Origin of the sequence: Nostoc sp., assembly GCF_036916985.1 — a bacterium.
Lineage (GTDB): Bacteria > Cyanobacteriota > Cyanobacteriia > Cyanobacteriales > Nostocaceae > Nostoc.
Genome location: NZ_JBALFD010000062.1, coordinates 165,149 through 188,837, shown reverse-complemented (window position 1 = coordinate 188,837; position 23,689 = coordinate 165,149). Strand labels below are relative to the sequence as shown.

The following is a 23,689-nucleotide window of genomic DNA, read 5'->3' as shown; positions in this document are numbered from 1 at the left end:
TAATAAAAACAATTTACTTTTAAAGCTGCATCATATTTTAGAGATTGAGGCTGCAAGTAGTTTTCCGCTTTTATCTTGAGCTTGCAATTTTTGAATAATATGCTCAATAATACTATTCAAATCCTTCCTGCGGCGCATAGAGCGTTTCGGGTCAAGTTGACCATGTTTCAATAATTCTCTAACTTGTTCTCCTAGCTCAGTTAAGTAAAACCTCACTTGTTCTTCACCCTGTTCGCGTAAAATTTGCCGACATTCAGTTAGGATAAGATAGCCATTTTCAAGAGTTTTACTAGCGTCTGATTGCTTTGGTGTTACTTCGGACAATTTTTTACTTTTTTGAGCGTTTAAACTGTTAGTTAGACATTTTTCTACAGCCTTGGCAAATTTTGGATCTGATTCTACAACTTCTGCGATCGTTCTTAATAAGTTTGCAATTTGTGAGCTTTCCATTATTTACCTACTCTCTGAATAAATTCTTTAGTTAATTTCACCATAGAATCATGAGAATCATCATATTTTTGTTTATATGTCAAATAATTACTTAATTCTAACCCTTCTGCAATTCTTGCTCTTTCTAAAATTTTGGTTTCAAAAACTTGTGGATAGAAAGGGTTAACAATAATAGAGTTTAAATTTTCAGTTTGGGCTATAGTTCGGTTGTAACGAGAAATTAATGTTCCAATTGCTTTTAAGTTATGTATATAATCTCTATTAAACTTTTCAATGTGTTCAAGTAATAAATCTAATCCATGAATTGACATTCGGTTTGGTACACAAGGGATTATACAAGCATGGCTAGCTAGAAATGCACTTTTAACTACTGTGTTAATATTTGGGGCACAGTCTATTAAGATATAGTCATAATTATTCAATAAGGGTTTGAGGATTCTACGAATAAGATCAACAGGTTTAAAGTTAAAAGAATAATAACCTGATGGCAATTCTTCCTGGATTTCAAATAGCCTTGGGCTACTAGGTATCAGATGTAAGTGGGCGAAAGAATTTCTATTTCTAACATTTGAAACATTGTGTTTGACTATAAAATTTTCGTTTTTAATATTTTCTAAAAAATATTCAGGATCTTTAAATAAATAAGGCAATGTCAATTTTTTACTTTCAAATTCTTTTTCCCAAACCTCTTCTGACATTAAAGCACTAGTCAAATTACTTTGAGGATCAAGGTCAATAGCAAGTACACGCTTTTTGTACATTGTATCGCCTGCTAAGTATTCTGCTAATGCCATGACTATGGTAGTTTTACCAACTCCACCCTTGAGGTTGCAAATGCTTATCACTTTAGCTGTCATAATTTCTGGTAGATTGACGCATTTCATGAGCTACAGCTCTATGCTTCCCTGAAAATATGCCTAACTAACAGGTTCATTTTTACTTTTACATCAAAACCCATGAGCCAAATTAATCCTGAAACAACTCCCTTACATACCTTAAACCCACTCAATCGATTTTCTGAGAGAGCAGAGGATTATGTAAAATATCGACCAAGTTACCCCGCAGATGCAATTGATATTATCTTGGAAGGATTAGGTGAAAATTCACAACTCGTAGCAGCAGATATTGGTGCAGGTACAGGAATTGCTTCAAGATTGTTAGCTGAACGCGGAGTTAATGTCATCGCCATAGAATCAAACGCGGCAATGCGAGAAACTGCCCAAGCACATCCTTTGATAGAGTTTCGTGATGGAACAGCAGAATTTACCCAACTACCTGATAATTCAGTTGATTTAGTTACTTGTTTTCAAGCTTTCCACTGGTTCAATCCCGAACCAACTTTATTGGAATTTCACCGCATTTTAAAACCATTCTCGTTTCCAGCCGGAGGCTGGAAATGCAACTCAAAAGCGGCAGAGCCGCCAGTAAGAGAGGCGGAGCATCAACAACGAGCATTCCCAGTCGGAGACTGGGAACGAGGCAATCTAAAAGCAAGTCTAGAAGCAGCTTTCACGTTAAGTTGATACCAATGATCCTTGAGTTCCCTCTACTCCGACTGAATCGGGTTGTCTCTCGGATTAACTAACCTCAACAATTTTTGCTTAATTTGAGCGTCGAATACTTCCCATTTTATTTTTGCATAAGCGGAATTTTCGTTGCTGCCAGATAAGAAGCCCATCGGAATTTCAAAGCCGCCTGCGCTTGTCCTTCCACCGCCGAAAAAGCGCCCTGCACTATCTTGTCCAAAGGCTTCTTTGATGAATTCATCGGGGTCAAGGGTGAGTTTACTGGTTCTCAGGGAGCCAATGACTATTTCTAGTTCTTCGTTTTCATCGTGAACAATACCGTAAACTACGGCAGTGTGGACGTTTTCTTCGGTGACGAGAAAATCAGCCGCTTGGGGGATGGCGTCACGATCTTCGTAGCGTAAGTAACCAACACCAGCAATGGAAAAGTTATTTTGAACGATACGATTTTTTAGCGATCGCTCGATCACATCCATTACCCGCTTGGAACGGTTCGCCTGTAGAATGGCATTCAGCAGTTGAGCGTCATAAAATCGGCTTAAATACGCAGCTGCCATAAAGTCTTCCTCTTGGGCTTGCATTAACCGATTTGTATCCGATCGCAAGCCGTGCATCAAGGCGGTAGCACATTTGACGTGTTGATTTATGCTGCTATCTAATGCCAATAATCCCGTTTGGAGGTATTGAGTAAAAATTGTTGCCGTCGCTCTTACATAAGGACGGATATCCTCAAACTCTGAGTGGAGATCGCCTTGGATACTGTGATGGTCGATGAGTACCACTAGGGGAATTTTAGCTTGCTGCACCGCTGATAATAGCTGTGAAGTGGTTCCCTGGTTATCAATTAAGACAAAACCTTGATAACACGACAAATCTTTGGTTTTCAAGGTTTGCGTTGTCCAGCGTTGGATCGGTAAGTTCGTCAGTCTTACCAAGGCAATATTCTCTTGATGGCTCAATGCACCAGCATAAATTATTTCACATTTGATATCATATTGCTGGGCAATTAACTGATAGGCCCAAGCACATGAGAGGGCATCAGGATCGGGAAAATCTTGCAGAATTACCAGCTGGCGATCGTGTCGGTGTGCCAAAAGGGTTTTTTGCAGTTCTTCTGATTTTTGTTGTGCCAGCGAATTACCACGCTGGTTGAGATATATAGCCCCATCACCTACCGATGGCGATAATGGCGGACTCTTAAATGCAACTTCCACTGGCGCTTTCTCGATTTCAGGTTCCTCTGGGTTTGGCTCTGTGGTCAACGACAAACTCTCAAACTGAGTAACGGGAGAATTAAAGTACATAGGGAACTTTTTTAAAGTGTGAGGCTCCTTTAATTCAGAAATACTACGAGCAGCAATTCACTGAATTTAGCCACATTATTATGATCTTCGCAAAAATATCAAAACATTGCACTATACATCTAAGTATATTTTTTGTCAGTAACAGCGCTTAACATCAACTAAATTCCACTAAAGGGCATACAGCAAGTAAGTTGAGTATATTGGGCTGTATCTGGCAGCATAAATCTGTTTTAGGGGCTTTTTTCTCTTTCGTAAATTTGATCGGCGGGATTTTTCTCTGACTTAGGATATACTTTCTATCTTATACTTTAGGATTAGTCTTTGATATTTTAAATATTCTTATGCTTAATATTCTCATTATTGTGACTATTTAAGCAATTAACAATTATTTTTTTTTGATGAACAATGTGTGTTTATATCCCCTTTGAAAATTCTGATTGTTCAGAGCAAAGCCTAATGGAAAAAAGCACAAGGCAGGAGGGTGAAAGAATGACTGGGGACTGGGGACTGGTATTTTTACTCATCACTCAGCACTCATTACTCAGCACTCTCAAGGCAGGGATGAGGAGCAAAGGGAAAACTCATAAACAAATTTAGAGGCTTGAGCGAACGTTGAAGCACTCCGCTTCGTTGCAAGCTACACAGCCGCCAATTTTTTAACATTCCATAACTTTAGTTATTGGCTCTTTCCCCTCTGTTCCTCTGCTTTATTTTGCTCAAAGACCTATGACATACTTTTGCCATTCTGTGTGCAGTCCACTCTTAAGATGCTTGCTGACCTCGAAATAGAGACTGCTATAAGGTTGGCGGGGAGGATGACGCAAAGGCATGTGGGCTTCGTGGGGAGTCCGACTACCTTTTTTGACATTGCAACGGACACAAGCGGTAACAATGTTCTCCCAGGTATCGCCGCCGCCGCGCGATCGCGGTATTACATGATCTAGGGTCAATTCATCACCTGTGTAACCACAGTATTGACAGGCATGACCATCACGGTGCAATATATTTCGGCGGGTCAGAGGAATTTCTTTATAAGGAACACGTACATAATGACGTAACCGGATCACAGTCGGCAACGGGAAATCCGAGTACAGAAATTTACCGTTGTGTTCCACGCGTTCTGCTTTGCCCTTGATTAAAAGAACTACAGCGCGACGCCAACTCGTTATGTTGAGAGGTTCGTAAGAGGCGTTTAAGACTAAAACCTTCCCCATTATTTGCGCTCAGGGTATGAGTTTTACAATATATTAACACAAATACACCCTGCTAGGGAGATGAGAATAAATTATACTTCCGGGAGAATTTGGAAATTAAGTTAGGAGTTAGGGGTTAGGAGTTAGGAGTTTAAAAGTAAAATTTATAACATGATGCGAATAAGCTTACGTATGGTAACGCAATCGCGCAGCGTCTCGTAGAGAAAAACAGAGTGAAAAGTTGAGCCGTAAGATTTACTTCTAACTCTTAACTTCTAACTCTTCACTAATAACTCTCAACTCCTAACTTTTACTTTAGTGCCGCAACATCTTGTATCAATTCCAATATGAAGGTTAAACTTCCTATTTAATCTGATCTCGCTTTTAGGAGCGTGTATAGATAGATAATTTGAAAGTCTAGCCGTGGTGGGATAGGAGTCAGTACAAATGTTAAGTGGCAAAGGAATCCCTGGTGTAGTTCCCGATCAGCAATGCGACACCTACGCGTGGTTTTCGCAACGAGCTTGGGTAGAAATTGATTTAGGGGCGTTATCGTACAATGTACAGCAATTGGTACGGTTTTTATCGCCGCGTACCCAGTTGATGGCAGTAGTCAAAGCTGATGCCTATGGACATGGTGCGGTGACAGTCGCCCAAACCGTAATCCAATCAGGAGCTAGTTGGCTGGGAGTGGCTACAGTCCCAGAAGCTATTCAATTGCGAGAAGGCGGGATTCAAGCGCCCATTTTGATTTTAGGGGCAACTCATACACCAGAACAGATTCATGCGATCGCACATTGGAAACTCCAGGTCACACTCTGTAACCCTAAACAAGCTTTAGTATTTTCTGATACTCTGGAATCCATGAATTATAGTTCTCCAGTACCCGTACATATCAAATTAGACACAGGAATGTCGAGGTTGGGAACTAATTGGCAACAAGCTGGCGAATTTGTGCAATTAGTCCAGCGCTTACCACATCTTTCTATTGCTAGTATTTATTCTCATTTGGCAACAGCAGATGATCCTGATACAACGGCAATGGAAGAACAGCATAAACGATTTGAGGATGCGATCGCTCAAATCAAAGCAATGGGAATTCAAGTGCCCTGCTTGCACTTGGCCAACTCAGCCGCCGCACTCACAAATCCGGCATTACACTACGACATTGTGCGAGTAGGTTTAGCCGTTTACGGACTCTACCCAGCACCGCATTTACAAAATGCGATCGACCTCAAACCCGTTTTGGAACTTAGGGCACGAGTTACCCAAGTTAAAACAATTGCCGCAGGAACAGCTGTTAGTTACGGTCATAAATTTATTGCCCCGCGTGAACTTCGCCTAGCCGTCGTGGGCATTGGCTATGCTGACGGTGTTCCTCGCGGTCTTTCCAACAAGATGCAGGCGTTAATTCGCGGTCAGCGAGTGTCGCAAATCGGGACGATTACAATGGACCAGTTAATGCTGGATGTGAGTGCCATCCCTAATATCCAAGAGGGAGAAGTAGTCACCTTGCTAGGAGAACAGGGAAAAGAACAAATTTCAGCCGATGATTGGGCAAAACAACTAAATACTATTTCCTGGGAAATTCTCTGCGGTTTCAAGCATCGTCTGCCTCGTGTTGCAGTTATGTAATTGGGTATGGGGCATTGAAAAGAGGCAGAGGGGAAAACTTTTCTCCCTTGCTCCCTGCTTCCCCTATTCCCAAAAATAATTTCTTATGGTACGATAATAAACTGATGCGGATGTGGCGGAATTGGCAGACGCGCTAGATTTAGGTTCTAGTTCCGAAAGGAGTGAAGGTTCAAGTCCTTTCATCCGCACTCTATAATTACCAAAAACTGCATGAGCCAACAGGTTCATGCAGTAATTTTATGCATAAATTCGTCATCAACTACTGGCACGAAGCTCAGTAGAGCTAGATTTTGCTGGCGTAATGAAGATTATTATCTGTGTTTTTTAGTTTTGCGATCGCTTAGTACACGTCACCATAAAAGGGGTTCGGAAGTATCGAGGGTTGATGTTGGGTTTCACTATACACCCCTATGGGGATATTGCTACCACCCAACCTACGAATGATTCAATTCCATACTCTTTTTGTGGTGGGCTGTACTTAGTTATTGAGTGATACCAAATCTGAAGATAATCGTCTCTTATGGTAATTACTGTGATCTGCTCTTCTCACCGCCTTTTCTTGAGAGGAAATTTAGCCTGTGGGTGGGCTTTGTCATTCGGTACAGCACCGCACTATGAGCAATGGTTTGGTTTGCTTTCAGGCGGGCGATCGCAAAATATTAGTATTAGTGACAAAAGTAACTATTTCAACATGACTTTATATACAGGCAGATGCCTGATTCTTCCGATTACATTGAGAATGTACAAATCAATTAATACAAGAGAGATTACAGAGTATATGAACCGCTTTAAATCTATTCTTCTTGGAGGCTTACAGCACTTCCGGCAGCTATGAGGTACATCCTCAAAACTAAAAGCTATGCTAGGAGGGGGCAAGGATAAAAACTGTATTGCATAATAGCGGGAAGCGCTGTATTAGCAGCTGCTTCAATTGCTGCTCTTTCTCAAAATGCTAATGCTGCTGAATTTAAATCCGATCGCGATCATCTTAATGGTAATACTCTGGCTTTTAATAATAGCAAAGCTGAACATGAACACCAAGTACGTGAACAACGTGCCCGTGAATTACGTGAACGTCAAGCTCGTGAACAACGTGCCCGTGAATTACGTGAACGTCAAGCTCGTGAACAACGCGCCCGTGAATTACGTGAACGTCAAGCTCGTGAACAACGTACCCGTGAATTGCGTGAACGTCAAGCCAGGCTTTACCACTAAAAAAAGAAATTAAAAAAAGAAATTATAACTCACTCATATTACATTAGGAGAGTAGCAATACTCTCCTTTTTTCTTTGCATAAACCTGCTCAAATTAATGCTTAAATTCAGCTAAATCTGAGTTGATGAGTTTTTCAATTAGTTCTATAACACCATCCCCCCGACTACCATTAGTCACAAAATCCACACGTTCTTTGAGTGTCGGCAAAGCATTGGCAACGGCTACAGAATAACCACAAACACTCAGGAAATCATGGTCATTTTCTGCATCGCCAATCCCCACTGCATTTTGAGGTGATAACTGTATCTCTTCCAAAGCGGCGGCTAATCCTGTGGCTTTATTAATTCCTGATGGTAGCACCATAACCGCACCTTTATTCAATATGACTTGCAATTCTAATCCCAAGTGGCGGATAGTTTCTAAAACTATGGTTTCTTGGGGATGCCAAGTAGCGACAATTACACGACCAACTGACAGAGGTTTGACTTGGCGATCGCGCAATGCCTTAATAAATTCTGGTGATGGTTGCGAACCTAATAGTTTCTCCTTACGGCTAGTTGGTGAGTACAACAAAGCGCCATTTTCTGCCACTACATAATCAAATAAATCTACTTGTGTAAAAACTTGCAGCAATTCATCTAGCTGTCTACCTGTCACCAAGATGAGTTTGTAACCAGAAATTCGCAGACGTGAAAGCGCTGCCAAAGTATTTTTATTTACATGATTGTCAGTTGCTAGTGTACCGTCGTAGTCAGTGGCCAATACAGAATAACGCATAATGTTACTCAATTTTTGTCATTGGTTTGTCATTTTATTGTATTACCTGTCAATGGCGGGTTTTTATCAAAACAGAATTCAAGCGTCAGTCGTCAGAATGGGCTAAACCTTAGCTAAGCTGTTCCATATTTAAATTGCATAAGCTGGGCGGGCAAGATGCCAACCCCACAAGAGTTATGTTTAATTCGATTATGCAAATTAGATGTTTTTGAGCTTATCCGCTAACGGAATGAAATTTTATGCAATTAGTGAATAGCGCAACATCTCGTAGAGAGCATCTGAATCGAGGGGTTTATTATAGTTCCAGAAATTCAGGTATTGACTGCTTTTAAAATCAAGCAACTGCAAAATCAATACAGTAAGAGTAATCAGGAGAAAACAGGCGATCGCGCAAATTTTTTGGACAAACATCTCTGCCAAAGCAGTAAAATATTGCTTTAGTATAAAAGTTTGCCTAAAGTCTTTTAACTCCTGACCTTATCAAGTCTGTTTTATTTTTACCAAGCAAACCAGTATTATCCCTGTAGTCATAAGGCGTTACTTAATAGAAAGTGGCTTCATTTAGTACTCATATCCTTAAAGACTAGATTTTACTTAAGTGTAAATACAGAAGTTCAAAGATATTATTTTAAGAAAATCAGTATTATTCCTGTGGTCAGAATGGGGTTACTCAATGGAAAGTGGCTTCATCTAGTCTTGACATTTCTATGTCTTATTTTTCCCGAATGTTTATAAATCTCAGTAACAGGAAGTAAATTAATAACAATTTACGAATTTACTGAGATTTGAGCATTTGAATATAAAGCCGCTTTCGTTGAGTTTCACCACAAATCCTAGAGGTCAAAATTGTGTACTTTAAAATACAAAACTTTGAAGCCTTTTACTTAACTTTAATTTGTGGAATAACTCTGCACGAATTGAGCTTACACGTATCGAATTTAGCTGAAGTAAAAGCAAAATGAGCACAACTCCTATAGGTAGCTACAGGTTGTTCCAGAAACTACATCCGCTATCTCTGTTGGCACAATTAACCAGTCGACGTGCTACAGGTTGCTTAAGCATATTTACCGGGATAGTTTCTTGGTCAATCTATCTAGAGGACGGTAAACTTACTTATGCCTCCTATTCAGATAAACTGTTTGAGCGTCTTGACAGTCACTTGCGGCGATTGAGTCAGCAAATTCCTGCTCTCAACAGCGCCACTCGCGTGCAGATGCGGCTGATGTTTGAGACGAAGAATGAACATCAATCAATACCAAATGCGGATTACCAAGCTATTTGTTGGCTAGTAAATCAGGACTATATTACCTCTGTGCAAGCAGGAAGCCTGATAGACGAATTGGCAAAAGAAGTGCTGGAATCATTTCTGTGTTTAAAAGAAGGTAGTTATGAATTTAGCCCTGAAAGCTCTTTGGATGAATTACCAAAGTTCTGTCGTCTGGATTTACGGTTACTTGTTGAACACTGTCAAAAGCAATTAAGAAATCGGCAAAATATCCAGTCATCAATTCCGGCTGGTGGGAGTTCCCAAGTTTTGGCTGCAACACAACAGACTCAAGTTCAGCCACAACTGCAAATAAAAATTGGCCAAAAATTACCGATACCAATCAATTTTGATATTGCTGAGAATAATAAAATTAGTCAGCCAACTGTTGGTAAAAGATTATATACAATTGCCTGCATTGATGATAGCCAAACAGTTTTGAATTCCATCAAACACTTTTTGGATGAAAACACATTTTCAGTTGTGATGATCAACGATCCGGTAAAAGCTTTAATGCAAATTCTGCGGAGTAAACCCGATCTAATTTTGCTAGATGTTGAAATGCCAAGTTTAGATGGTTATGAGCTATGTTCCTTATTACGGAAACATTCAGCTTTTAAAAATACACCGATAGTTATGGTGACTGGTAGAACAGGATTTATCGACAGAGCAAAGGCTAAAATCGTTAGATCGTCAGGATATTTGACCAAGCCTTTTACACAATCAGAATTGCTAAAAATGGTTTTCAAGCATCTTGGTTGATTTAGGAATCAGAATTCTGAATTCCGAATTCTTATAAAAAAGCTAATACGTTTAATTTATTTTTTTAGGAGATTTAATAGTGAGTCTGACTTTGCTTGGCACGATTCTGATTGTAGAAGATTCTCCCAGTGAATTGGAATTAATGAGCCATTATCTCAAAGAAAGTGGTTACAACGTAATTAAGGCAAGTGGTGCAAAAGAAGGTTTAGAGAAAGCTGTGTTAGAAAAACCAGATGCGATTGTTACTGATGTAGTTATGCCAGAAATGAGTGGATTTGAATTATGTCGTTATCTAAGAAGAAATCCAATTACTGCAAAAGTGCCGATTGTGGTTTGTAGTTCTAAAAATCAAGAAATTGACCGTTTGTGGGCGATGAGGCAAGGTGCAGATGCCTATATAACTAAGCCTTATACCCGCGAACATCTCCTACGTACTATTAAATCAGTGGTAATTTGAATCAATGACTAGTACAAACATTACTCTTCCTGAAAAAACAACCCAAAAGAACTTAGTAGATGGTTATCTGAAGTTTCAGCTAAATGAACAAACTACTGCTGTTTTATCAATGAGGCATACACAAGAAGCTATTCTTGTGCCCATTGAATCTATCACTTCAATGCCTAATATGCAGCCCTGTATCTTAGGATTAATGAATTGGCGTAGTCGGATAATTTGGGTAGTTGATTTGCCAAGAATACTCAATTTAGAATCCCTAGATTATCGACTGCGACAATACAATGTAATCGTTATCCAAGTGGAATCATTAGTGTTGGGCTTAGTTGTACAAGAAATCAAAGGTACAACCAAGTTCATCGTTGATGATATTCATTCTCCTATAGGACAAGTGGCATCTAGTTTAGTTCCTTACTTATGTGGGTGTGTTGTGCAACAGGAAGAAATATTACTGGTATTAGATGCACAGGCGATTGTACAATCTTCTATTCTCCGCAGTGATTAGAGTGTATTACTAAAAAAGATTTTTAGTGTCTTATTCACATACTTAGGAGAACTATTTTTATGTTTAATAAAACCAACACGAATCAAGGTAATGGCGCTCAAAATCGAGCATCACTGATTTCATCCAAAAAAGCCATTGGGACTGTAGTAAAACTAACAACTAAGCTAACTACCGAAAGTGCTAATAATTCTTCTTCAAATCAGAGTATTGCCTTTTTTACAAAGCTGGGATTGGTTAAGAAAGCGACTATTTTAGCGATCGCAATCGGTACAATACCAGTATTGGGCATCGGCGCGATCGCTTTTGGTTTTGCCAACAAATCTATTACTAAGCAAATTACCCAGTCTCAACAAGCCGAAGCCACTGGTTTAAGTGATAAAGTTAACCGCTTTATGCTGGGACGCTACAGTGATATTCAGGTAATATCAAGTTTGCTATTTTTGACAAGTCCCCAAACTAATGTCACTACCCAGCAAAAGCAAGCAGTCCTCGATCGTATTGTCCAAGCCTACAAAGCTTATGACAGTATTGCTGTTTTCGATCGCCAAGGTAACTTGATTGTCCAATCTACAGGCGAACCCCTGGAAAATCAAAAAGATCGTACCTATTTTCAAGACGCTTTACAAAAAGATACTCCTGTTATCAGTAAACCAGAAGCAGCAAAAAATACTGGTGTAGTGAGTATTTATCTAGCTGCACCTGTGAAAGAGACAAGGACGGGGCAAACTATTGGCGTGGTACAAGCACGTATGCCCGTAAAATCTTTAGAGGAAGTCATCAAAAACTACGTAGCCAATGGTCAACAATACCAGTTGCTCGATGCTTCGGGAACAGTTTTCTTGAGTCCCCAAAAGGAATTATTGGGGAGAGATGCCAAGGAAGAGTATTCTAGTTTACCGAAACTGCTGGCAGCGAAAAAGGTAAATAGTTTTATAGAAGTTCCGAAAACTCAGAAAAAACAAGAATTAGTTAGCTACGTACCAGCTAGTACTATAGATGGCTTACCTGATTTAAACTGGCAAGTACTTTTATCTACAGATACCGCAACTGTATTTGAACCGCAAAGGCAATTGTTGTGGATCATAGCCATCGGTACAGCAGCGACAGCATTGATTGTAGCTGCGATCGCATCTCGATTAGCGAAACTGACTACACAGCCAATTCTCAATGCCACTGCGGCATTAGCAAAACTAGGTCAAGGTAAATTCAATACCCGTCTGCAAATCGAAAGAGAAGATGAATTAGGGGTATTGAGTGCAAATATCAACCTGATGGCCGAACAATTGCAGGTCATAGTTAAGGAACAGGAACTCGACGTTGAAGGGGTAAAATTACTAGCAGATATTACCTTACAGATTCGGAAAACTCTGAAAACTGAAGATATTTATCATACAGCAGTCAAAGAAGTTCAGCGATCGCTAAAAACAGACCGGGTAATTATTTATAGTCTGAATCCAGATACTTTAGCTGGCGCTGTCGTTGCGGAATCCGTCACTGGTAATTGGCCGGAAATGCTGGGAGTGCAAATTAACGACCCCTATTTCCGAGAACATTATCTAAAAACTGATCGTGATGGAGAGGTGCAAGCTGTTGCCAACATTCATCAAGACCAAAACTTGAAAAATGCCGACGGTTACATCCAACTTTTGGAAAAATTTGCTGTCAAAGCTCATTTAATCGTACCGATTCTGGCTCAAGAGAAACTTTTAGGTTTATTAATTGCTCATCATTGCGAAACTCCTCATGTTTGGCAACAGCCAGAAATTGACTTATTTCAACAAATAGCAACTCAAGTCGGCTATGCCTTAGAACAAGCCAAGCTATTAGAAGAAATAGAAAAAGTCAGAAATGTAACTGTAAGTGGTTCAGACGAAACACTGCAACAACAACTTTTACAACTACTCAATGATGTAGAAGGTGCAGCCAGAGGCGACTTGACAGTGCGCGCAGACGTAACCGCCGGGGAAATCGGCACTGTTGCCGACTTTTTTAACTCCATTGTGGAAAGCCTGCGGGATATTGTTACCCAAGTTAAACAAGCTGCTATCCATGTCAATAGTGCCATTGGCTCAAACGAAGGAGCCATCCGCCACCTAGCAGAAGAAGCGCTCACCCAAGCTGCCGAAATCAATCGCACCCTGGATGCTGTTGACCAAATGACTCAATCGATGAAAGCCGTAGCCGAAAGTGCTGAAAAAGCTGCCTTTGTTGCCAACCATGCAGCTCACACCGCCACCAAGAGCGGACACGCAATGGATTTGACAGTACAAAATATTCTGTCTTTGCGGGAAACCGTGGGTGAAACTGCTAAGAAAGTAAAGCGTTTGGGAGAATCTTCGCAACAAATTTCTCGCGTAGTTTCCTTAATTAACCAAATCGCTATTCAAACCAACTTACTTGCCATCAACGCCGGTATTGAAGCCGCGCGTGCAGGTGAAGAAGGTCAAGGATTTGCCGTCGTGGCCGAAGAAGTCGGCGAACTAGCAGTTAGGAGTGCCGCCGCAACCCAAGAAATTGAACAAATTGTTGAAAATATCCAACGAGAAACCAGTGAAGTGGTATTAGCAATGGAAATAGGCACTACCCAAGTGGTAGAAGGGACTCGCATTGTGGAGGAGGCTAAACAAAGTCTGAGTGAAATTTTGGATGTATCCTCTCAAATTGACTCCTTAGTGCAGTCAATTTCTACTGCAACTGCATCTCAGGTTGAAACATCCCAAAGTGTTAGCCAATTGATGAAAGATATCGCTGCCATATCACAACGTACCAGCGATTCTTCTCGCCAAGTTTCCGAATCTCTGCAACAAACTGTGGAAATTTCGCAGCAGTTGCAAGAGACTGTCGAGGCTTTCAAAGTTAGTTAAGTTTGTCATTAGTCATTAGTCATTAGTCATTAGTCATTAGTCATTTGTCTAAAACTAATGCCCAATGACACCAGTCACCTCAAGTCGGGAAACCCGCCCACAGGAATGACTCTCCAATGTCCAATGCCCAATGTCCAATGCCCAACAATTATTAACAAAAACTATGCCACAAGACAAAGAATTAGAAATCCAGATGCAATTTCTGGAAGAAGCAACTGATTACTTAAATACCTTAGAAGGGGTATTGTTGGAAATCGATACTAGTAACCGTATCGATTTAGATAAAATTAATGCTGCACTCCGGGCCACTCATTCTATTAAAGGTGGCGCGGGGATGATGGGATTTAGATCGCTCAGTGATTTATCTCACCGTCTGGAAGATTCCTTTAAAGTTTTAAAAACTAAAAAAAATTCTTTAGAAATTGATACTCAGTTACAAAGTTTATTGCTATCTGGAGTTGACTGGCTGCGTCAGATTGTAGAATTGCTTGCCGAAGGGAATGTTGTCGAAGATCAGTGGTTAGCAACTTTTTGTTATCCAATTTTTGATGAGTTGCACGATCGCTTAGGCGACCCCACCCCTGAGGATGCCTCAACTATGCTATCCCCAGAAGATGGCCAAGACGTTATTCCCTTACTATTTTCCACCGAAGTAGAAGAGTGTTTGCAGCGTCTAGAATCTATATTGACAGATAGCGAACAGCCCGGACTGCATGAAGAAATTACGATCATGGCAGCTGAATTGGGCGGTTTGGGTGAAATGCTCCAGTTGCCAGCTTTTAGCAAGCTTTGTGAGTCAGTAACGCAGCACTTGGAAACTGTTAGTAGCTCGCGCATTCCCGAAATTGCCCAGTTAGCATTGCAAGCATGGCGGCGATCGCAAGCTTTAGTAATGATAAATCAATTAGATAATTTGCCTACAGAAATTAACTTGGGTAGTTCTACGCAGCCCCCGCTACTATTACCAGCAGAAATAATACCGCAGCTTCTCCCCACAGATATCCTCGACACAGAAGCAGCTTCAACAGCTGTTTGGCAAGCCGAAATAACTCCCGAAGTTTGGATTAAAGATGAAGCAATTGCAGCAAATTTTACATTCGTAGATGCAGAATTTGCTGACGAGGTAAATGGTGTCAATGTCACCGAACATAATACCATCTTTTCTAGAGAAGATAATTCTGCCGATGCTAAATTTGGCGAAGGCAAAGGAGAGCAAAATGGCGTTGTAAAAGAGCGGGAAACTCATGAAAATAGTGTTAGAGTTCCTAGCAAACAACTAGAGCAAATTAATGATTTATTTGGCGAATTGATTGTTCAACGCAATGGGTTAAACTCACACCTAGAAAGATTACGCAAACTCGTTCGTAATCTCAACCAGCGAGTCCAAGTTCTCGACCGCGAAAACCAAGATTTACGTATAGCTTACGACAAAATTTCCACTCAAGCGGCTGGGGTACGGGCACAAGCTGAAAATGGTCATCAAACACAAGACACAGACAGGGAATTTGATACCTTAGAAATGGATCGCTATAACGATTTAAACCTGCGATCGCAGGAAGTTATGGAAACCATTGTTCAGGTACAGGAAGTTACAACTGATGTGCAACTCAGTGTAGATGATACAGACAATATTGCTCGGAAATTAAACAAAACATCCAAACAATTACAAACAAAGCTAAATCATATCAGGATGCGGCCGCTGTCCGATTTAATTGAACGTTTTCCTAGAGCCTTGCGCGATTTAAATGTAGAGTATGGAAAAAATGTCCAGTTAAAAATTGAAGGTGGCAATACTTTAATTGAACGCAGCATTTTAGAAGCTTTAAATGAACCTTTAATGCACCTGTTAAGGAATGCTTTCGATCATGGTATTGAAGACTCTAGCACCCGCCGCCTTCTGGGTAAACCAGAACAAGGATTAATTGAAATTACAGCTACTCACCGCAGCAATCGCACTTTGATTACTATCCGAGATGATGGCTGGGGCATTTCTCTGGAGAAAATTCGCACCCGCGCCCTAGCTATGGGATTGGATGCTTCTCTACTCGCTAATGCTAGTGATGAAGAACTGTTATCACTAATTTTTGAACCAGGTTTTACCACCTCCGAGCAAGTGACAGCATTATCTGGTCGCGGTGTCGGTATGGATGTGGTTCGTAACAACCTCAAACTGATTCGAGGAGATGTGAAAGTTGATACGGAACCAGGAGTTGGTACTACCTTCACCCTATCAGTACCATTTACCCTTTCGGTTGCGCGAGTTCTACTAGTAGAAATCAACAAAATGCTATTAGCATTTCCTACAGATGTCATTTCAGAAATATCTTTACTCCAAGACGAGCGAGTTTTCCAAATGGCAGGTAGTGAAGTCCTAAATTGGCAAGGAACAATGCTACCACTGATTCGCCTGACTCGTTATTTAGAGTTTAATTGCCTACGCTACGATACTTCAGAATTAGAAACTCCGGCAGCGATTAATGCTAACAGCGTCTTAGTAGTCAAAGGTAATAATCAGCCAGTAGCGATTCAAATAGACCGTTGCTGGGGTGAACAGGAAGTTGCTATTCGCCAAGTTGAGGGAAATATACCTTTACCTGAAGGCTTTAGCAACTGCACAATTCTCGGTGATGGTCGAGTCGTACCACTAGTTAATATCAATGAGTTGCTGTATTGGATTGCTACAAATCGGAAGACTCCTAGAGGTACTCAATTACCATCAGCAAGGTTAAAAACACCGTTCCTCATATTTGATGAAGAGAAAATGTCAGCAGCTTCAGTTAAGCAGAAAGGCACAATTTTAATCGTAGATGACTCGATTAATGTTCGTCGCTTTTTAGCACTGACCCTTGAAAAAGGAGGGTATCAAGTAGAGCAAGCTAAAGATGGTCAAGATGCCTTAGAAAAACTCCATAGTGGATTGAGAGTTGAGGCGGTAATTTGCGATATTGAAATGCCTCGCCTTGATGGTTATGGCTTTTTAGGTAAGGTAAATTCAGACGTTGATACAAAAAATATTCCCGTTGCAATGCTGACTTCTCGGAGTAGTAATAAACATCGACAACTAGCTATGCAATTGGGGGCGCGGGCTTATTTTTCTAAACCTTATAATGAGCAAGAATTACTCCAAACGCTGGAGGAAATAATTCGTACTGTAGCAGAAAAGGGCGCATCTAATTGAACATGAATTCGACGGTTAGAAAAAGGCAAAAAGCTTGCTAGATATCCTCGATTGACATTTGCCCAAAAGATTTGCCTGCACTGCCTTGTGTCGTTTTTTAGTTCCGTCGAACTCATGTTAAATCAAGATTTGGGGTGCTTACACGATGATTTTGACATTAGTGATGGATTGAGGTTGGCATAATGAAAAGCGCAGACTAGATAAATGAATAGAGCTTCATCTTTGCCACCGGATTATACTATTCGCCAAGCCCGTAATATTGACATTCCAGCAATATATCAAATTATTCTAGTGAGTTTTAATGGTTTAAAACTTTTAATTATTTTTGCTCTATTTTTAATAATAGGTATTTTTTTACTCCTTTCTGCTATATGTATTATTATCGGGAATTGTTCTATCAGTCTTCATGATTTTTTGATATGTTTAGTATTAATTCCACTAATAGTAACCAGTTGAATATTAATAACTTCCTCTTTACAACTTGCAAGTATTTTTCATAGACAAGATAGCTCGATAGTTTTGCTAATAGAACATAATAATCGCTTAGTAGCTTATGCTATACAGTCTAAGAAAGGTAGTTATTCGTTGTTGAAATCTTTATATGTTAAACCGGATTATCGCCGTCTTGGGTTGGGTTCTTGTTTAGTGCAAAACCTTGCACGTAGAGGAGTTAGACCAATTTATGTGTTCCCTACGCCTGAATCACTCAGATTTTATGTACGTCATGGTTTTACTTTAGTTCAAGAACAAAATCTTCCAAGCGAACTTCGCAGAAGTAGCAAATGTCTAGGTTTGATATAGTAATATCTAAACACAAAATGCCGCAAAGTTTTCTGGGAAACAATGCGATTTTGTTAGATGATCTCAAAGAAAATGCGATCGCAGCGATCGTGTACTCACCATAACGAATTCTTAAAATTTAAGCTAACAAATTAAGCATTAATTATAATTGGGTACTCCAATATCGTATTTGAGTACTCCAATATCGTATTTAGGTACTCCAATATCGTATTTGAGTACTCCAATATCGTATTTGAGTACTCCAATATCGTATTTGGGTACTTCAATATCGTATTTGGGTACTTCAATATCGTATTTGGGTACTTCAATATCGTATTTGGGTACTTCAATATCGTATTTAGGTACTTGTTTGTTATAAATGCTTGCACTTTAGTAACAACAGTTTGTTTATTTCTAGCAAATGCTTAAGCAAACCTGATTAGTATAAAATTTATCGTAACAAACATCAAGGAGAATAGACTCGCTTCCTAAAATCCAAGGACAGAAAATGCTAAGATTCCAATGAAATATGGCATTTGCACAGCTATGGCAACCACGCTGCATAAATCAATCTCCTTAGCAGAATTCCTCAAACTGCCAGAAACCAAGCCTGCTAGTGAATTTATAGATGGTCGTATCTACCAGAAACCAATGCCACAAGGCAAACATTCTCGGCTACAACTAAAACTTTGTAACGCAATTACCCAAATTGCTGAAGAACAAGAAATTGCCTTGGCTTTTCCAGAATTACGCTGCACTTTTGGCGGACGCTCGATTGTCCCAGATGTGAGTGTATTTGCCTGGGAACGGATTCCTTTTGATGCTAATGGGGAAATTGAAAATACCTTTGGAATTTACCCTGATTGGACAATTGAAATTCTTTCACCAGAACAGAATACAACCAAGGTAATTATAAATATTCTTCACTGTCTAAAACACGGCACTCGATTAGGGTGGTTGATCGATCCTGATGAACGCTTAGTATTGTTATTTTTGCCAGGGCAGCAACCTATAGAGATGACTGGGGATGAAGTATTGCCTGTACCTGATTTTTTGCAACTTAATTTAACAGTTACACAAATTTTTGCATGGCTAAAACCAACAAAAATTAGTCAATAAAGATGAGTAATATTCAGTTAAAAGATGTAAGAATAATATCTCAGACTTTTTAAAGTATGACAAATTAATCAGAATTTCGAGAATAGCACCCGAACCTAGTGCGATCGCACTATTTAAAATAAATTTGCAAATATCGTAAATAGTTTAAATAATTAGCCCGCCTGTGCGGGCTAATTATTTTATGGGCAATTAGTCAGACATAACATAATACAGTTCAGAATGAGCAACAAAACCCTCATGTAGAGACGCGATTTATCGCGTCTTGAAAGACCAATTATCTACACCAATAACTCTTAACTGAACTGTATTAGGACATAATATCAATTCCCTGAAACGAAAATACTTTCAGGAACCTTGATTAAGCCTCAACTTTTACACCCTTCCAGAAGGCCACATAACCTTCAATATTCTTAGCCTTCTCCTTGGTGCTTGGATAATACCAAGCAGCATCTTTATTGATTTGCCCATCAACTTCGATACTGTAGTAACTGGCAACACCTTTCCAAGGACAAGTCGTGTGGGTGTTACTCTCTGCGAAGTACTGTTTGTTAATGGTGTCAACAGGGAAATAATGGTTGCCTTCCACAACTACAGTATTATTGCTCTCGGCTAAAACAGCACCATTCCAAATTGCTTTTGGCATAAATGACTTTGTAAATAAACTATACACATAACATTTTGACACTATCCGTTTATTTGTAGTGAATTTATAGAACCTGCTACCCTGCCAAAAGAGTTCAGAAGTCACTAAGAGGCAACAGGGAGTATCCGAGAGCATCAAAAATGTGTAAAAACATATTTTGTCATTGCGTACTCCTTCTGAGAACCCGTAGGGTACGTAATGAAATGGAGCGAACGCGAACAGCGTCTCTAATAGTTGCAATCGCAACACCTAGACCTTGCGATTGCTTCATTCCGCTTTGCTTCATTCGCAATGATAATCTGTTATCTTAGTCAATTTTTTGCATGTCATTGCGAACCAAACGAAGTGAAGCAATCAGAAAATTTTCTACAAGAGTGAGTCCATGCGATAGCTTAGTTGTTCTTCCTCTCTACGAGACGCTAGGCGATCGCAATAATAGTTATTCTCTGATTTTAAAATAAAAACTCGGATACATCCAAGGTAATGGGTTGTAGGATTTACTTTTAGCTATTAATTACAATCACTTTTATTTATGGATTTGAAAATTAAAAGCATTTGCTTATACCGAGAAGATTTTATAGCATATTGATATGAAAAGTTAATTAGTCCAAACAAAGTTGGATTTTGGTTTATAGCTTGAATAAAAAATGTCTAAAAGAGAGTATCAGCGATGCCTGTGGCGAGCTACGCTAATGCACCTTCTAGAAATACTTCCAAACTAAGGATTTTATTTACAATATCTTTGCATTTTTTAAGTTATTACTAAACCTTCTGAAAATTCCCATTTGGGTAATTAACAAATCAAACTGTCATGTGAACTGATCGTAAAAAGGTTGAGATTAATAAAACAGTAAACTCTATGACTAGAGAATACTGATTGCACTTTGTTCTAATTGAGGATAACTCTATGAAACTCACAAACTTGATAAATTCTCCATATATTGTTGCTTGGATTAATTCTATGCCTAAAATCACTAGCCTTCATCCACTTAAGAATCACAATAGCCCATCAATAAACACTGTCGTCAACTCTAACAATTTCCCTAGAAAATCTACAAATGTCAATTACCTCAAACCCTTCGACACTGCTTTTATTGCCTATTACATGATGGGTCTTGGTGATTTTGAATGATCTAAGTTATTTCTATGCTTTCGATCTGTAATTTACATAACAACACCAATTAATCTCTAATAAGGAGAAAATTATGAAACTCACAACTTGGTTAAATTCTGCACTTATCATTACTTCTATTGCTTTTATACCTGGAATTGCTGGCGCTCAAACAGCTAATACTAACAATGGTGGTGGACAAATAAATACAGATGCCAAATATCTGCAACCTTTCAATATTGCCTTTCTAGCTTATCAAGGTTATTTAAAAGAGCAGGGTATTCCCAGTGGGGGCACTTTGTTATTTAAATACCAAAGCGGAAACCTGACTGCCAAAGATGTGGTTCAGGCTGCTGTTAAAGCTAATAAGTTACCAGCGCAAGTTTTGAATGATTCAAGTTACGTCAACGCGGTTGAGTTACAGCTGACATCATTGGGCAGTACTAATGATTCATGTAACTAGAATATAGGTTTGCCAAGTTCGTAACGAATTTACAGCAACAACTAAGTTGTCAGGAGTGCTGAAATCAATCTCCGCATCTCCCAATAACTTTAGTATTTCTCTAATAAAAGCTTTACTTCTGCCTCCAATTCCCAATCTTTCATGGCTGATCATTCAGCTTGACGCACCAAAGGATACGGACAAACCTAACTACAGCTTACTGAAGAGATTTTTTGACTTTTTTAAATGCTTTGTTTGCAGCCATCGGTCAAGTTATCCCGCTTTTGAGTTGATTTGACAATTCTCCCACCTCATTTTCACGCTCAAGCTAGAATAACTAGAAATATGAGGATAAGAAAAGTTTGTGGTGAATATATCCCACATCCCCAAATTACCTATACCACCATCTCTTTTGGGGTCAGAAATCGGTTCTTTTACTGAGTTTACAGTTACTCAGCGAATGCCTGCGATCGCTCGCCGAGTTATTGCTGAAAATAATTTCCCATCTGAGATTAATACCAGCTTAGAAAACCTGGCTACAGAACTGCCGACAGGATTTTTGCAACCTCTTTTAAATGACACTGCTGGAGATTTTGCTGCCTGGAATACATATTTAGAATTCTATAAAGGTCAGCGTTGGGTAGATGTTCCCTGGTTTTTTGCCGAAACTTATTTTTATCGATTAATTCTGGAAATTACCAATTATTTTCGCCCTGGTGTATGGCAAGGTGTCGATCCATTTGAGTTACAAAAATCTCAAGGTTTGGAAGCATCTCTAGACTCGATTATTTTGTTATGCGAACAAGTCAACAATTGGTTAGATAATTCCCAATCAGGGGAAAAATCAAACCAAACAGCTTTAATTGCACTGTTATATTTTGCTTTGTGGGGAAATCGAGTTGACTTGAGTTTATGGTCAGCATTCGAGAGTGACCGGAGTCGTTTTGATATTCAAACCCAACTAGCTCACATCTTAGTAAATGATGCCTTGCAAGTCACGGAATTGTTAATTAGTTCTCATGGTGGACGAATTGATTTTGTTGTAGATAATGCTGGTTTTGAACTTGTTTGTGATCTATCTTTAGTGGATTTTTTATTAAGTAGCGGACTGGCTAATCAGGTTTACCTACACTTAAAGCCACATCCGACTTTTGTATCTGATGCCATGATTAAGGATGTATCTTACACAATAAATTTTTTAACCGCTAGTGGAAATCAACAACTCACATCCTTTACCCAAAGATTGCAAGAAAATATTGCATCAGGGCATTTAGTACTATCTGAAGATTACTTTTGGACATCGCCTTTAGCATTTTGGGAAATACCTAACTCACTCAAAAATGAATTAGCCAATGCGAGTTTAGTTATAGTCAAAGGAGATGCAAATTATCGCCGATTATTAGGCGATCGCCACTGGAATTTTACCACCAGCATTGCAGATATAGTCTGTTATTTACCCGTGCCAATGGTAGCTTTACGCACCTTGAAATCCGAAGTAGTAGTAGGTTTGAAACCAGAAGTTATTGAAGAAGTAGCCAAATCTGACTCTTCTTGGTTGACAAATGGACAGTGGGGTGTAATTCAGTTGGTGGTTTAGGCAATTTTGAAAAATTGAGATAATTTGTAAAAGAAGTATACGTATCTTTACTACTTATAGCGTCGTCTACCCTACCCGTAGCACCACAACCAGCTTAGGATAGACTAGAAGCAATTTTTGAGGAAAATGGTAGAAAAAATCACAGCTGTCTTTAATGGCAAAGTGTTCTATCCAGCTGAACCGATCGCACTGCCAATCAATACCCGCGTGCGAATGAGCATTGAAATTTTACCGCCAAGCGAACATGAAACGGTATCATTTTTGCAGACGGCGCGATCGCTCAATCTTGAAGGACCGCCTGACTGGTCTAGCAATATAGATAAATATTTGTATAGTAAGTAAACTTTTCATGCATTCTGAAGTCTTTCTGGATACATCATTTGCCATTGCCTTATCTGCGCCGAGCGATCGCCTGCATGACCGAGCCTTGCATCTGGCTAAAATGTTACAAGCAGCAGAAACTCGTTTGGTAACAACACAGGCAGTAATGTTGGAAATTGGCAATGCCTTATCCCAACAACCTTACCGTCAGGCGGCAATCATATTATTAAATTCTCTAGTAGCAGACTCTAAAGTAGAAATTGTCCCCCTTTCCCAGGAACTCTACGAACGTGCTTTTCAGCTATATCGGGAACAAACAGAGAAAGAATGGGGATTTGTCGATTGCATATCTTTTATTGTCATGCAATATAGCGGAATCACTGAAGCACTGACCGCCGATGAGCATTTTCAACAAGCAGGCTTTCGAGCATTATTGCGGGAGAATTTGCCGTAATTGGGCATGGGGCATTGGGTATGGGGCATTGGTCATTGAGCATGAGGGATTGGTTATTTACTAATGACAAATGACAAATGACAATTAAATATTTC

The 23,689-nt window shown here is 39.6% G+C and carries 23 protein-coding genes, 1 tRNA gene and 1 pseudogene; 19 read left to right on the top strand and 6 right to left on the bottom strand.

The features are described 5' to 3' along the window. Positions 1–30: 30 nt before the first annotated feature. Entirely contained in the window at positions 31–450 is a 420-nt protein-coding gene (locus tag V7L07_RS20955) for a hypothetical protein (protein WP_335060828.1), read from the bottom strand. Next, on the bottom strand, positions 450–1,307 hold the full coding sequence (locus tag V7L07_RS20950; RefSeq protein WP_335060827.1) for a ParA family protein: 858 nt from the start codon (positions 1,305–1,307) through the stop codon (positions 450–452). The genes V7L07_RS20955 and V7L07_RS20950 overlap by 1 nt, the downstream gene beginning before the upstream one ends. 99 nt (positions 1,308–1,406) lie before the next feature. On the opposite strand from V7L07_RS20950, the pseudogene V7L07_RS20945 reads away from it, so the two are divergent. Next, positions 1,407–1,820, top strand: a pseudogene (locus V7L07_RS20945) (class I SAM-dependent methyltransferase); the annotation flags it as partial. A gap of 176 nt (positions 1,821–1,996) precedes the next feature. On the opposite strand, the gene V7L07_RS20940 reads toward V7L07_RS20945, so the two are convergent. Continuing rightward, positions 1,997–3,280: a DHH family phosphoesterase gene (locus V7L07_RS20940; protein WP_335060826.1), complete on the bottom strand. Its 1,284-nt coding sequence runs from the start codon at positions 3,278–3,280 to the stop codon at positions 1,997–1,999. A 456-nt stretch (positions 3,281–3,736) separates the two neighbouring features. On the opposite strand from V7L07_RS20940, the gene V7L07_RS20935 reads away from it, so the two are divergent. Next, positions 3,737–3,877, top strand: a complete 141-nt coding sequence (locus tag V7L07_RS20935; protein WP_335060825.1) for a hypothetical protein — start codon at positions 3,737–3,739, stop codon at positions 3,875–3,877. Positions 3,878–3,996: 119 nt separating this feature from the next. On the opposite strand, the gene V7L07_RS20930 is transcribed toward V7L07_RS20935, so the two are convergent. Then, the gene (locus V7L07_RS20930) at positions 3,997–4,494 is read right to left on the bottom strand and encodes an HNH endonuclease (RefSeq protein ID WP_069070622.1); all 498 of its coding nucleotides are present in this window, start codon (positions 4,492–4,494) and stop codon (positions 3,997–3,999) included. Positions 4,495–4,920: 426 nt separating this feature from the next. Here V7L07_RS20930 and alr point away from each other — a divergent pair, with 426 nt between their 5' ends. The 4 genes from alr (at position 4,921) to V7L07_RS20910 (ending at position 7,336) form a co-directional block, all read left to right on the top strand. Next, a complete protein-coding gene (alr, locus tag V7L07_RS20925) occupies positions 4,921–6,108 on the top strand; it encodes an alanine racemase (protein WP_335060824.1) in 1,188 nt (395 codons plus the stop codon). 106 nt (positions 6,109–6,214) lie between these two features. Then, positions 6,215–6,296 (top strand) — tRNA-Leu (locus V7L07_RS20920). A 332-nt stretch (positions 6,297–6,628) separates the two neighbouring features. Next, positions 6,629–6,943 (top strand): hypothetical protein, encoded by a 315-nt coding sequence (locus V7L07_RS20915; RefSeq protein WP_335060823.1) that lies wholly within the window; start codon positions 6,629–6,631, stop codon positions 6,941–6,943. Positions 6,944–7,063: 120 nt separating this feature from the next. Continuing rightward, entirely contained in the window at positions 7,064–7,336 is a 273-nt protein-coding gene (locus V7L07_RS20910) for a hypothetical protein (RefSeq protein WP_335060822.1), read from the top strand. Between the two features lie 80 nt (positions 7,337–7,416). On the opposite strand, the gene V7L07_RS20905 is transcribed toward V7L07_RS20910, so the two are convergent. Then, positions 7,417–8,100 carry an HAD family hydrolase gene (locus V7L07_RS20905; protein ID WP_335060821.1) on the bottom strand — a complete coding sequence of 228 codons (684 nt, stop codon included), beginning with the start codon at positions 8,098–8,100 and terminating at the stop codon, positions 7,417–7,419. Between the two features lie 958 nt (positions 8,101–9,058). Between V7L07_RS20905 and V7L07_RS20900 the strand changes: the two genes are divergently transcribed. From V7L07_RS20900 to V7L07_RS20870, 8 genes are all read left to right on the top strand, one after another. Then, positions 9,059–10,126 carry a response regulator gene (locus tag V7L07_RS20900; protein ID WP_335060820.1) on the top strand — a complete coding sequence of 356 codons (1,068 nt, stop codon included), beginning with the start codon at positions 9,059–9,061 and terminating at the stop codon, positions 10,124–10,126. A gap of 79 nt (positions 10,127–10,205) precedes the next feature. Then, on the top strand, positions 10,206–10,583 hold the full coding sequence (locus V7L07_RS20895) for a response regulator transcription factor (RefSeq protein ID WP_190890190.1): 378 nt from the start codon (positions 10,206–10,208) through the stop codon (positions 10,581–10,583). 4 nt (positions 10,584–10,587) lie between these two features. Further along, the gene (locus V7L07_RS20890; RefSeq protein WP_335060819.1) at positions 10,588–11,085 is read left to right on the top strand and encodes a chemotaxis protein CheW; all 498 of its coding nucleotides are present in this window, start codon (positions 10,588–10,590) and stop codon (positions 11,083–11,085) included. A gap of 59 nt (positions 11,086–11,144) precedes the next feature. Next, positions 11,145–13,949, top strand: coding sequence for a methyl-accepting chemotaxis protein (locus V7L07_RS20885; RefSeq protein ID WP_335060818.1), 2,805 nt, complete (start codon positions 11,145–11,147; stop codon positions 13,947–13,949). A 163-nt stretch (positions 13,950–14,112) separates the two neighbouring features. Then, the gene (locus V7L07_RS20880) at positions 14,113–17,127 is read left to right on the top strand and encodes a hybrid sensor histidine kinase/response regulator (protein ID WP_335060817.1); all 3,015 of its coding nucleotides are present in this window, start codon (positions 14,113–14,115) and stop codon (positions 17,125–17,127) included. Positions 17,128–17,583: 456 nt separating this feature from the next. Further along, the gene (locus tag V7L07_RS33530; RefSeq protein WP_442936073.1) at positions 17,584–17,928 is read left to right on the top strand and encodes a GNAT family N-acetyltransferase; all 345 of its coding nucleotides are present in this window, start codon (positions 17,584–17,586) and stop codon (positions 17,926–17,928) included. Further along, positions 17,910–18,032 carry a hypothetical protein gene (locus V7L07_RS20875; RefSeq protein ID WP_335060816.1) on the top strand — a complete coding sequence of 41 codons (123 nt, stop codon included), beginning with the start codon at positions 17,910–17,912 and terminating at the stop codon, positions 18,030–18,032. Before V7L07_RS33530 ends, V7L07_RS20875 begins: the two co-directional genes overlap by 19 nt. A gap of 421 nt (positions 18,033–18,453) precedes the next feature. After that, positions 18,454–19,026: a Uma2 family endonuclease gene (locus V7L07_RS20870; protein WP_335060815.1), complete on the top strand. Its 573-nt coding sequence runs from the start codon at positions 18,454–18,456 to the stop codon at positions 19,024–19,026. Between the two features lie 358 nt (positions 19,027–19,384). Here V7L07_RS20870 and V7L07_RS20865 read toward each other — a convergent pair whose 3' ends face one another. Beyond that, on the bottom strand, positions 19,385–19,669 hold the full coding sequence (locus V7L07_RS20865) for a DUF427 domain-containing protein (RefSeq protein ID WP_335060814.1): 285 nt from the start codon (positions 19,667–19,669) through the stop codon (positions 19,385–19,387). A 907-nt stretch (positions 19,670–20,576) separates the two neighbouring features. On the opposite strand from V7L07_RS20865, the gene V7L07_RS20860 reads away from it, so the two are divergent. The 5 genes from V7L07_RS20860 to V7L07_RS20840 all read left to right on the top strand — a co-directional run bounded on the left by V7L07_RS20860 (position 20,577) and on the right by V7L07_RS20840 (position 23,594). Beyond that, positions 20,577–20,801, top strand: coding sequence for a hypothetical protein (locus tag V7L07_RS20860; RefSeq protein ID WP_335060813.1), 225 nt, complete (start codon positions 20,577–20,579; stop codon positions 20,799–20,801). Positions 20,802–20,874: 73 nt separating this feature from the next. Continuing rightward, a complete protein-coding gene (locus V7L07_RS20855; protein WP_335060812.1) occupies positions 20,875–21,243 on the top strand; it encodes a hypothetical protein in 369 nt (122 codons plus the stop codon). Positions 21,244–21,589: 346 nt separating this feature from the next. Further along, a complete protein-coding gene (locus V7L07_RS20850) occupies positions 21,590–22,819 on the top strand; it encodes a damage-control phosphatase ARMT1 family protein (protein ID WP_442936072.1) in 1,230 nt (409 codons plus the stop codon). 126 nt (positions 22,820–22,945) lie between these two features. Continuing rightward, on the top strand, positions 22,946–23,161 hold the full coding sequence (locus V7L07_RS20845; protein WP_292843976.1) for a hypothetical protein: 216 nt from the start codon (positions 22,946–22,948) through the stop codon (positions 23,159–23,161). A 7-nt stretch (positions 23,162–23,168) separates the two neighbouring features. Further along, positions 23,169–23,594, top strand: coding sequence for a type II toxin-antitoxin system VapC family toxin (locus tag V7L07_RS20840; protein ID WP_334778489.1), 426 nt, complete (start codon positions 23,169–23,171; stop codon positions 23,592–23,594). Positions 23,595–23,689 lie beyond the last annotated feature (95 nt).

Excerpts from the sequence above, each read along its gene's own strand:
- V7L07_RS20955 (WP_335060828.1), bottom strand. The coding sequence starts at position 450 with ATGGAAAGCTCACAAATTGCAAACTTATTAAGAACGATCGCAGAAGTT.
- V7L07_RS20950 (WP_335060827.1), bottom strand. The coding sequence starts at position 1,307 with ATGACAGCTAAAGTGATAAGCATTTGCAACCTCAAGGGTGGAGTTGGT.
- V7L07_RS20940 (WP_335060826.1), bottom strand. The coding sequence starts at position 3,280 with ATGTACTTTAATTCTCCCGTTACTCAGTTTGAGAGTTTGTCGTTGACC.
- V7L07_RS20935 (WP_335060825.1), top strand. The coding sequence starts at position 3,737 with ATGGAAAAAAGCACAAGGCAGGAGGGTGAAAGAATGACTGGGGACTGG.
- V7L07_RS20930 (WP_069070622.1), bottom strand. The coding sequence starts at position 4,494 with ATGGGGAAGGTTTTAGTCTTAAACGCCTCTTACGAACCTCTCAACATA.
- alr (WP_335060824.1), top strand. The coding sequence starts at position 4,921 with ATGTTAAGTGGCAAAGGAATCCCTGGTGTAGTTCCCGATCAGCAATGC.
- V7L07_RS20915 (WP_335060823.1), top strand. The coding sequence starts at position 6,629 with ATGGTAATTACTGTGATCTGCTCTTCTCACCGCCTTTTCTTGAGAGGA.
- V7L07_RS20910 (WP_335060822.1), top strand. The coding sequence starts at position 7,064 with ATGCTGCTGAATTTAAATCCGATCGCGATCATCTTAATGGTAATACTC.
- V7L07_RS20905 (WP_335060821.1), bottom strand. The coding sequence starts at position 8,100 with ATGCGTTATTCTGTATTGGCCACTGACTACGACGGTACACTAGCAACT.
- V7L07_RS20900 (WP_335060820.1), top strand. The coding sequence starts at position 9,059 with ATGAGCACAACTCCTATAGGTAGCTACAGGTTGTTCCAGAAACTACAT.
- V7L07_RS20890 (WP_335060819.1), top strand. The coding sequence starts at position 10,588 with ATGACTAGTACAAACATTACTCTTCCTGAAAAAACAACCCAAAAGAAC.
- V7L07_RS20885 (WP_335060818.1), top strand. The coding sequence starts at position 11,145 with ATGTTTAATAAAACCAACACGAATCAAGGTAATGGCGCTCAAAATCGA.
- V7L07_RS20880 (WP_335060817.1), top strand. The coding sequence starts at position 14,113 with ATGCCACAAGACAAAGAATTAGAAATCCAGATGCAATTTCTGGAAGAA.
- V7L07_RS20875 (WP_335060816.1), top strand. The coding sequence starts at position 17,910 with ATGTCTAGGTTTGATATAGTAATATCTAAACACAAAATGCCGCAAAGT.
- V7L07_RS20870 (WP_335060815.1), top strand. The coding sequence starts at position 18,454 with ATGGCAACCACGCTGCATAAATCAATCTCCTTAGCAGAATTCCTCAAA.
- V7L07_RS20865 (WP_335060814.1), bottom strand. The coding sequence starts at position 19,669 with ATGCCAAAAGCAATTTGGAATGGTGCTGTTTTAGCCGAGAGCAATAAT.
- V7L07_RS20860 (WP_335060813.1), top strand. The coding sequence starts at position 20,577 with ATGAAACTCACAAACTTGATAAATTCTCCATATATTGTTGCTTGGATT.
- V7L07_RS20855 (WP_335060812.1), top strand. The coding sequence starts at position 20,875 with ATGAAACTCACAACTTGGTTAAATTCTGCACTTATCATTACTTCTATT.
- V7L07_RS20845 (WP_292843976.1), top strand. The coding sequence starts at position 22,946 with ATGGTAGAAAAAATCACAGCTGTCTTTAATGGCAAAGTGTTCTATCCA.
- V7L07_RS20840 (WP_334778489.1), top strand. The coding sequence starts at position 23,169 with ATGCATTCTGAAGTCTTTCTGGATACATCATTTGCCATTGCCTTATCT.